Below are 9,365 nucleotides of genomic sequence, written 5' to 3' on the forward strand. Positions count from 1 at the left end.
CGCTTACCATTCACACGAATAATGTTCTCAGGTGTAAGCTGGCAGAAATCGGAATAGCGCAGTCCGGTATAGCAACAAAACAAGAAAGCATCGAGTACATGGCGAAGCCTTTTGTCGGAGACCAGCAAGTTCTCCAGCCTCCTCAACTCATTCAGGGTTAGGAACTCTTTTCGCCCCTTCTCTTGCTTTATCTTGAATTTCCTGAAAGGATAAGCATCAGAGGGAATATAACCCTGATTAATGGCTTCACTCACCAAGGTACGAAGCTGCCGGAGATGTTTGGCTATCGTATTGACACTATTTCCCTTCTCTTTCAAATGCACTTCAAAATCCCTTAAAAAAGTATAGGTAATGTCTTTGAAATCAAATCCAGGACGGAACTCCTGAAGTACGGTTATCGTTGTCAGAAGGTTTTCCTTGGTACTTCTTTTACGGTCGGATTCCTGCACATAGGTTTTGGCAAATACGGGGGAAGTGACATTGACCGGCTTGTCTTTCTTTATCGCATCTTTAAGTAGTGATAGCGTTACCGGAATGCCGCGTTTCCATAGGGATAGCTCAATGGCTTGCAAGTGTAAAATAAATATGCCCCATCCATCACCGGACAGAGCATGTTGACAGTTGTTCTATTGTATAAAAAGAGAGCATTTCGATGGCACAAAGATAATACGAAATCAGGATATATATTTTTATCAGTTTGTCCTTGAGAGTCATGTGTATTATCTGTATTTTGCCAATGAAATACCTTGCAGTTCATATGTTTATTCTGAAGGAGCTTTCTGTCTGTAATGGGATGGGAAGCTCTTCTTCATTTCTTGATTGGAAGATAACTAATGAAAAACTGTTACCTCCTATTTTTCAATGTACATTCTAATATATATAGAGAAGTAAAAAATAGGGGGTGATATGATAAATAAATGAGGATATAGAAGAGTAGACCAGCTTCGCAGTCTACTAAAGTGAGGAAAAAAAATAAAAACATCCTTTCTTTCTTCCACTTTGGAGGGTACGAAGTAACCTCTCTTATCAATCTCTCATTAACACCTACCATAGCCCCTTCAATCAATTTCAGCGTTCTCTTGCTCCTTGGGTTATTTCTTGTTCACCCAGACCGGAAAGAATATAGAAACTGTAAACATCCCGAATCCCTTTCCAAATCTCCGGCCTGTACTTACATTTTCAGTATCCCCCCATCTTCATCGGATAAACTTCACCGAAAAATCTGATTACATCAAAACGACTGCCGGACAAATTCATTAGGCCATCATCCACATATTCTCCCCACTTCAACTTACACACATAAAAACTGCCGTCTGACAAAACCCCGAAATCCTTAGATGTGTGATTTTAACAAATGTTCAATTCAAAAATGAAAGAACCATGAAAGAAGAAACAAGAAAAATTTTGGAAAAGGCCCAGGCAGGTGATGCCGAGGCCCAGTATTTAACCGGTCTGTATTATGAGGATAAGGGGGATGTCAATGAGGCTTTCCAGTGGTATAACCATTCGGCGATGCAGGGATTCGTGTATGGAATCAACGCCGTTGCCATATATTACCTGAAAGGGATAGCTGTAAAGCGTGATGTGAGCAGGGCAATCGCTCTTCTGGAAAGTATCGCGGAAAAGGAACCCACAGCCAAAGCCAATCTGGGGCATATATACCTGGAAGGGGAAGGATGTCCGCAGGATATACAGAAAGGCATCGGGTTATTCAGGCAGGCTGCGGATTCAGGTGACGGACTGTCGGCTTTCACAATGGGACATATACGCCTCAAAGGGTTGTATGGAACTCCCGTAATGTACAAGGAAGCGACAGGATGGTTCGAGAAGGCCTATGAACTGGGGATATACGACAGTGTGGATTTCCTCTGTGACCTGTATGAAGGTCTGTATTCACGAGGCATGAAAGACATCAGGAAATACAGGTTATGGTCGGATGTCAGAAAAAGCCTTGAAAAAAGAGGTTCCCGTACTAGTCTGGCAATGCCATCATCCGCAAAGGGAGGCAATGTACCGGTATTCGAGGAGACAAACGGCAGACAGTACATCATCATCGGTGGGGAGAAGGCTTATGTCGATCTCCTCGTTGCGGAGACATTCCTGGTCAATCCTGATCCGAAGAGCTATACGGAAGTGGAGCATATTGACGGTGACATGTCCAACAATGCGGCTGATAATCTACGTTGGATAAAGAAGTAATATCAAGCAGTTTATTATGAAAGTAACATTGACAGAAAAGATTAATTGGACAAAGTACAATCTGATTTATCCGGGATTGGGTGATATTATACAGATGATTCGTACGGGAGACATGCAATTACATGACAATGAGTTTGATGGCTATACATTGAAGCAGGCAATAGAGCATATCAGGAGTGTAGCTCCGGGTGATAGGCAGAAATGGAAAGCCAGACTCCTGCCCGCTGTTGCCTATAACGGTACATTCAGGGAACTCAGCAGTGCGGGGCTGATTGAATACTCGTGTGTGACGGCATTGGATTTTGACCATATAGCAACACCGGATGAAATGATCTGGTTACGAAACAAGCTGATGATAACCGAATGTGTCCTGAGTGTTTTTGTTACACCCAGTGGAAATGGACTGAAAGCTTTGGTTTTGCATGACAATACAGATCCGGCCAGACATGGGGATTTATATGAGCAGTTACTAAACAAGTTCTATGTGGCTGACAGGAATGATTTAGGCTGTAAAGACCTTGCACGCAGAAATTATCTGAGCTACGATCCGGACATATGGGTCAATCCAAATCCTGAACCGTCGTACCCTTATGTCCCCACCATAAAGCCACAGGTACAGATGCCACAATCATCCGGGACAAGAACAGTGTCGGACAAAAGCATCATCAGCATCATGAATTCCCACTGGAAGAGGAATAATCCTGAATATTGGGAAAAAGGCAACAGGGGAAACTGCATCTTCAGGTTAGCCTGCTGGATGTGCAAATGGGGTGTTGACGAGGAATTGGCTACTGAGTATTTCACTGATGGTTGGGAAGATGACACAATGGATGAAAAGGAAATCAGAAGCCATGTGGGCAATGCCTATAAGACCGAAGAGAAGAACTTCGGAACATTGATATTTACAATACACTGATTTAATTAACCCTTTAAAAAAACAATTATGGCACTGACAAAAAGCCGGGGTAACATGTATCCTTTTGTTACCCATACGTGGAATGCGATAAAAGGGATATGTTTTCATGACTGCCCCTATTGTTACATGAAGAAATTCGATGGTCTGCTTCCTATACGGTTTGATCCCAAGGAACTGGAAGTAAACCTGGGTGAAGGCAATTTCATTTTCGTAGGCAGCGGAACGGATGCCTGGGCTTTCGATATACCTTCGGACTGGATTACCCGGTTCCTGGATTATTGTAACCAGTTTGATAACAACTATCTTTTCCAGTCCAAGGACCCTTCACGTTTTCTGGAGTTCATAGGTCATCCGGTAATGCGGAAATCGGTTTTGTGTACGACCCTAGAAACCAATGTCTTTTATCCGGATATCGTAAGGCATGCTCCAAATACCCGTAAACGTGCCAAAGCCATGCAAAAACTGGCGAACCTTGGAATGAGAACCTATGTGACCTGTGAACCTCTGATACAATTCGACTTGTTCGAAATGGTTGAACTTGTCAGGATGTGTTCCCCTGTACAGGTCAATATCGGCAGGAACTCACGACAGGACATTACCCTTCCCGAACCGACAAGGAATGAAGTGCAGGCATTGATAACCGAACTTCAGAAATTTACCAGAGTGGTAGTCAAATCCAATGCCAAGTGCTGGATTTGATAATGTCCTGACTGATTGGAAAGATAAAGGAGATGCTGCATAAGCTCTCCTTTAAAATTTCATCAAAGCCGATAAAGAATCCATATGTCAAGGATACAGGTAAAAAATATTGTAAAATGCTACCTTATGAGTTAACCGAAGGCAAGTTAATTATACATATACTGCATATTTTATTATAATACCCACTCAGGCGGCGTTGGCCTACAACAAACGAAAGAGAAATAAAATATGATGACGGAATGCAACTTTTTTTCCTGAAATGAGTAATATTACTTAAAAGAAATAGATTGTATAAGGAAAAATATTGATGCATTCTGTTGACTCACCCAATACGGAATAAGTGACATAAAAATATTGCATGATACCTCGTCCGATGGTATGCAGCCTAAAGTTACCAATATCATCACAATACTCCCTTCATAACCTTTGATGGTATTGTACGGGTATTTTGGAGTAACGTTACAATCGGATAGAGACAGGATGTTTCTATTTTTTTTTCTGCATAGTGAAGGGCAGGAAAGATCAGTGCCTGTAAAACCCGGGAGAAAAGCCGTATATCATCTCCCGGCAGTCTTTGGCACTTTGTTCTTTTGCCCCTTGAATATCTTTTTGCTGTTTATATATCAAAGTTGGTTATAGTTGGTGATAGGGATAGAAATTGTATACACCCCTCTTACCGAATACACAGAAGATAGTGTATGATTTAGCCGGCAATACATATTTCCCACTTCCACTTTAATCTCCGGACAATAGCCATAAATGAAGATGATGTATCCGCTAAGTTCCTGTCGATAGTCAACCGAAGGCAGGTTATATGATATACTATACAACTATATAATAATAACCCACTCAGGCGGCGTGAGCCTACAACAAACGAAAGAAGAAAGAGATACAATAATTAAGTGCAACTTTTTTCCTTAAAATGAGAGATTTTACTTAAAAGAAATAGATTGCATAAGGAAAAATATTGATGCGTTCCGTTTACTCATCGAAGTGTAAAAAGGGTATATAAAAACATTGCAAACCTTTATATATGAAATGAGTATAAAGAAAAATAAAACAATTATGGATAATAAAATAAATAATATGATATCAATTAGTATGCCTAAAGGTTGCAGGTACATGAGTGATTATGAAAATCTCTTGAATGGAGAATTGCCGTTGGATGGAAAGTTTATCCTGAACAAGACTGTAACCGGTTGTGGTGGTACATCCCTGTTTCTAAACTCAGACTTTCCGGTAGTGATAATTTCGCCTCGACTTCAGGTGTTGAAAGAGAAGCACAGACAATATCCCGACAGTTTCCATTTCCATGTCCCATTGTGTAGTAACAGAGGGCAGGCAATAATCCAAATGATGCGGGATCTTGATTCGTACCTGGACTCTCATCATGGAAGCACACCTTTTACCCCTTTGCCAATGCGGCCTGCCAAGATACTGGTTACCCTGGATTCATCGGACAAGGTTCTTGGTGTCCTTAGAGGAAATAATATGCTGGATTCATGCTTCTTTGTGGTCGATGAGTTCCAGTGTCTGATGGGTGACGCGACATTCAAGGGGAGTACGGACATGAATTTCCTCATCCGGCTTGACAATGAAGTAAAACGTATCTGTTACTTGTCCGCTACACCTATCCCTGACATTTACCTTGACTACATACCTCAATTCGCCAGTATTCCCTACTATAAACTGGAATGGGACCCTGATGTGATTGTGGAGCCGACATTGAAGGAGAGGCAAATGAGAAATGGTGAGACTGCGGAGAAACTGTGTGGGGAACTGATACAACGTTACAGAAGGGACGGATATTTTGAAAGGAAAATAGTGAACGGAAATATAGTCTGTTCCCGTGAAGCCTGCATATTTCTCAATGAGGTCAAGTCAATCATAAGAATAATCGGGCAAAACAATCTGAAGCCGGATGAGGTGACTATCCTGTGTTCTGAAAGCCAGTCCTCAAAACTGCCTAAAGGATTCACGATAGGCGGATTGGATACGGACAGGAACAAGCCTAAGAATAAACCTTTCACTTTCTGCACGAAGTCATCTTTTGAAGGTGTGGATTTCTACTCGGACAATGCAAGCACCTATATCTTCATCAATGCAGGGAAGGAGTGGCAGACCCTTGACATCATGTTGGATATACCCCAAATCCTCGGCAGACAGAGGCTTGATACAAATCCTTTCCGTCATGATGCCACGATATATTACAAGACCTACCCTTCCACCATGACGGAAGCGGAGTTTGAGCAGAAGCAGAAGACGATGGAGCGGAATACGTATAGGATTCTTGACACTTTCAACAATGCCCCGGAGGAAGTCAAGACTTTATTGGTACAACTTTATAGAGACAAGGCATCGGAGAAGAAGTTTACGGATGATTATGTTGACCTCATACAGGAGAACGGGCAAACGACGATAAGTTACAATCATCTGGTAATGGCGGCAATGTGGAACAGGTGGTACCAGAGAAGTTACTATTATAACAATTCCTGCCAACTGTTGACAAGCATTCAGTCTGCGGTTGGGATGCGGAAGAAGCCGGCAGAGGTGAAGCAGTTCGAGCAGTGGTATTATAATGCACCCGACAAGGACAGGCTTGCAGGATATGCGAATTTCAGAAACCGATATCCGCAATACGATTCACTACTCTTGCAAAATCCGTTCATTGATTTCAGATTTCACGGGTGGTATGGAACTCTTGGTTATGATACCCTGTCAAGTCTTGGTTTTCGTGAGGCTGATGTTGAGGATGCCTATAATGTTCTTTGTGCACAGGCTCCGATAAGTGAGGTTTGCAGACAGGAGTTCGTTCCCGGTATGCTCTATTCCAAACAGGAGGTAAAGGTCAAGTTACAGAAGATATACGACAACTTGGGACTTGTCGGGAAAACAGCCAAGGCAACGGAACTGGCACAATACCTTCCTGTTCGTGAAAGGCAGAAATTGAATGAAGAAGGTAAACGAGTATTCTTTATCGAGATTCTGAATATATAAACAATGACATGGCAGTACGTTCATATAATAATGGACAGTACTGCTTTTTTTTCATTAATTGCCATATATGCCGGTTCGATGGCAATTGGTTAAAAGTGGGATGAGATTATCTGCAAAAATGGAATTCTCCCCATATAGGTATTTACGATTGTCTTTAGAAAACAATCCGACTGTTTCAAGGAAATCGGAATTGTCCAGTTCTATGTCTGACTGCAAAATCATTTGATTTTCAGAAGACTGATGTCGGTCATCTTTTTGTATCACAAGCCTCATATTGGATAAAGAAAGATGGCAGTTTATTTGTAAGTACAGAAATAAGTACCTATATTTGTACTGTACTATAAAGTGAAAGATTATGAGAACAGCAAACTATTCTGAATTAAGAAACAATCTGAAGGCTTATCTTGATGGAGTAATCAATGACAGCGAGCCGTTATTGGTACACCGTGCAGGCAATGAGAGCGTGGTGGTTATTTCCCTGGAAGAATACAATTCAATCAAGGAAACGGAATATATTATGAAATCTCCCGCAATGATGGACATAATACGTAAAGGAGAGCGGGAAATTAAAAATGGTGAAGGGAAAACCGTCAATGTCGATGAGTTATGGAAATAGTGTTTCTTGAACAGGCGGAGAAAGACAGGGAATATTGGAAAAGGACAGGGAATAAGGTTATAATGAACAAGATAACAGCCCTGCTGAAAGATATTGCTGCACATCCGTACACCGGAATAGGGAAACCGGAACCCTTGAAATATGAGCTGGCAGGATATTGGTCCCGCCGCATCAACGCCGAACACAGGATTATCTACTCTGTACATGATAATATAGTGACTGTGTATGTTCTTTCCATGAGATACCACTACGTAAAATGACTCCATTCATATACAAGTCTACAACGGATAAGAGAAACAAAACTCTATTATCGGTGCTTGAACAATAGGGCTTCATTGTCCGTATATCACATGAATAATGGTATGCGAGAGTTAACTGGAAGCCCATTGTACCATACTGTTACTATAATTAATAATAATACTCACTCAAGCGGCGTAAGCCTACAACTGACGAAGAAAAAAAGATATGTAATGTTTTATGCAACTTTTTTTCTTAAAATGAGGAATATACCTTAAAGAGAGTATGGTTTCCAGTTAAAAAAATTAATTGCGTTCCGTTAACCTGTCTGATACCAATTATGGTAATCAGAAATGTTGCAAGATGTATTATGCCGGTCTCCATTATAATCCGTCATCATAGTAACCAGTTGTAATACCAGCCATGTGGAGTTTCGGGCAATCGGATTCAGAAGTGACGGTTTGGGTATCTTTATCGTTAAGGGCAATTCGGTTCAGTGCCTATATATCCGGGAAATTATGATATATATTTGCTCTCCCGATAAACCAAGGCACTTCAGTTTTTTGCCCGATGTGTATGTGATGGATAAGCCGGATGATTATAGTTGGTTATAGTAACATCAGACATACAATAAAGAGCAACCGGTAACAGATATCTTGTTGCCTGTAGTTTACTTTGGTTGGTGACAGCTGGTTTCAGTTGGCAATATGGTGTGTAGGACCTGGCAATATTGTTACTCAGATACGAGAAAGACAGCGAAGGATAGTATCAGTTTCTTTCTCCTTATACTGGATAATATCTGTCATTCAGTGGGTAAAACCAAGGTGTGAAGTAACATGAGAAATAGGTGTGAACTAATTTATATATTTGTCTCTTGATTCATAGCTAATTACACAAGAATGGGAAGTGTGAACTTTAATTATGCAAATAGACTGAATCCCTTGAAGTATAATATTCCCATATTTTATCATCGGTTCACAGCTATAAAGACTAAGACGGTAAAAAGTCTTAAATCTGGGAATGATGAAGAATGAATACGGGTAACAGTAAAGAGTGCCTGAATAATAAACGGGAGGTAATATACAACTCTTCTCCCGATACGCCCAGGCACTTTGATTTCTTGCCCGTTCATATCTCCCGGCCTTGTAAAATGTTAGACAGGTATAGGGGTGAAAAGCTGAGAGACATACGCATTGTTATCACTCAGACGACAAGAATATAACGACTTTTTGTTGCGGTGTTGTTACTTTCGGGTTTATATTGATCACTGCGGCAACATTGACCTCTCCTGACCGAATATTTATAGCCTCGACGAATGAACCGGAAAAAGACAGACCGTTGTACAGTTTATTTTATATCAGTTGTAATATATTTTGCTCAATTAACCTTGGTGTGAATTTACAGCGGTACACAAACAGATTGCCTATTTTATCGCATTCATGTTATATACAGGAGTCCAGTTTTTTTACATACTTCAACATGTGGCTTTATACTTGATTTTACTGTTTTATATTTGATTTTACACCTCTATTTTAGTACATTTTACACCCCATTTCAGTATACTTTACACCTCTTGACAGTACATTCTACACCCCCTTAGTTTATGTAAATATGCTCATAAAATGAAGGTGTGTCAAAATGCACACCTTCATTATTTTACGTACAAAGCCCCGACTTTCACAAGCTGGGGCTTTGTTATTA

General features: G+C 40.8%; 7 protein-coding genes. 6 read left to right on the forward strand and 1 reads right to left on the reverse strand.

Features of this window, described 5'->3' with window-relative positions; all coding sequences use genetic code 11:
* Nucleotides 1–572 (reverse strand): tyrosine-type recombinase/integrase (locus AB5903_RS20995; protein ID WP_368118229.1); only part of this gene is annotated, 572 nt, incomplete at its 3' end.
* A gap of 808 nt (nt 573–1,380) precedes the next feature.
* Here AB5903_RS20995 and AB5903_RS21000 point away from each other — a divergent pair.
* The 6 genes from AB5903_RS21000 to AB5903_RS21025 all read left to right on the forward strand — a co-directional run bounded on the left by AB5903_RS21000 (nt 1,381) and on the right by AB5903_RS21025 (nt 7,687).
* The gene (locus AB5903_RS21000; protein WP_272709973.1) at nt 1,381–2,199 is read left to right on the forward strand and encodes a hypothetical protein; all 819 of its coding nucleotides are present in this window, start codon (nt 1,381–1,383) and stop codon (nt 2,197–2,199) included.
* A 16-nt stretch (nt 2,200–2,215) separates the two neighbouring features.
* Entirely contained in the window at nt 2,216–3,115 is a 900-nt protein-coding gene (locus AB5903_RS21005; protein ID WP_272709974.1) for a BT4734/BF3469 family protein, read from the forward strand.
* A 27-nt stretch (nt 3,116–3,142) separates the two neighbouring features.
* Entirely contained in the window at nt 3,143–3,814 is a 672-nt protein-coding gene (locus AB5903_RS21010; protein WP_272709975.1) for a hypothetical protein, read from the forward strand.
* 1,086 nt (nt 3,815–4,900) lie between these two features.
* Nucleotides 4,901–6,811, forward strand: coding sequence for a hypothetical protein (locus AB5903_RS21015; protein WP_272709976.1), 1,911 nt, complete (start codon nt 4,901–4,903; stop codon nt 6,809–6,811).
* A 355-nt stretch (nt 6,812–7,166) separates the two neighbouring features.
* Entirely contained in the window at nt 7,167–7,427 is a 261-nt protein-coding gene (locus tag AB5903_RS21020; RefSeq protein ID WP_272198092.1) for a type II toxin-antitoxin system Phd/YefM family antitoxin, read from the forward strand.
* Entirely contained in the window at nt 7,418–7,687 is a 270-nt protein-coding gene (locus AB5903_RS21025) for a Txe/YoeB family addiction module toxin (protein ID WP_272709977.1), read from the forward strand. The genes AB5903_RS21020 and AB5903_RS21025 overlap by 10 nt, the downstream gene beginning before the upstream one ends.
* Nucleotides 7,688–9,365: the final 1,678 nt, after the last annotated feature.

The sequence above is a fragment of the Bacteroides sp. 2201st1_D9_2201SCRN_220225 genome, from assembly GCF_040928965.1.
GTDB lineage: Bacteria > Bacteroidota > Bacteroidia > Bacteroidales > Bacteroidaceae > Bacteroides > Bacteroides stercoris.

Excerpts from the sequence above, each read along its gene's own strand:
- AB5903_RS21000 (WP_272709973.1), top strand. The coding sequence starts at position 1,381 with ATGAAAGAAGAAACAAGAAAAATTTTGGAAAAGGCCCAGGCAGGTGAT.
- AB5903_RS21005 (WP_272709974.1), top strand. The coding sequence starts at position 2,216 with ATGAAAGTAACATTGACAGAAAAGATTAATTGGACAAAGTACAATCTG.
- AB5903_RS21010 (WP_272709975.1), top strand. The coding sequence starts at position 3,143 with ATGGCACTGACAAAAAGCCGGGGTAACATGTATCCTTTTGTTACCCAT.
- AB5903_RS21015 (WP_272709976.1), top strand. The coding sequence starts at position 4,901 with ATGATATCAATTAGTATGCCTAAAGGTTGCAGGTACATGAGTGATTAT.
- AB5903_RS21020 (WP_272198092.1), top strand. The coding sequence starts at position 7,167 with ATGAGAACAGCAAACTATTCTGAATTAAGAAACAATCTGAAGGCTTAT.
- AB5903_RS21025 (WP_272709977.1), top strand. The coding sequence starts at position 7,418 with ATGGAAATAGTGTTTCTTGAACAGGCGGAGAAAGACAGGGAATATTGG.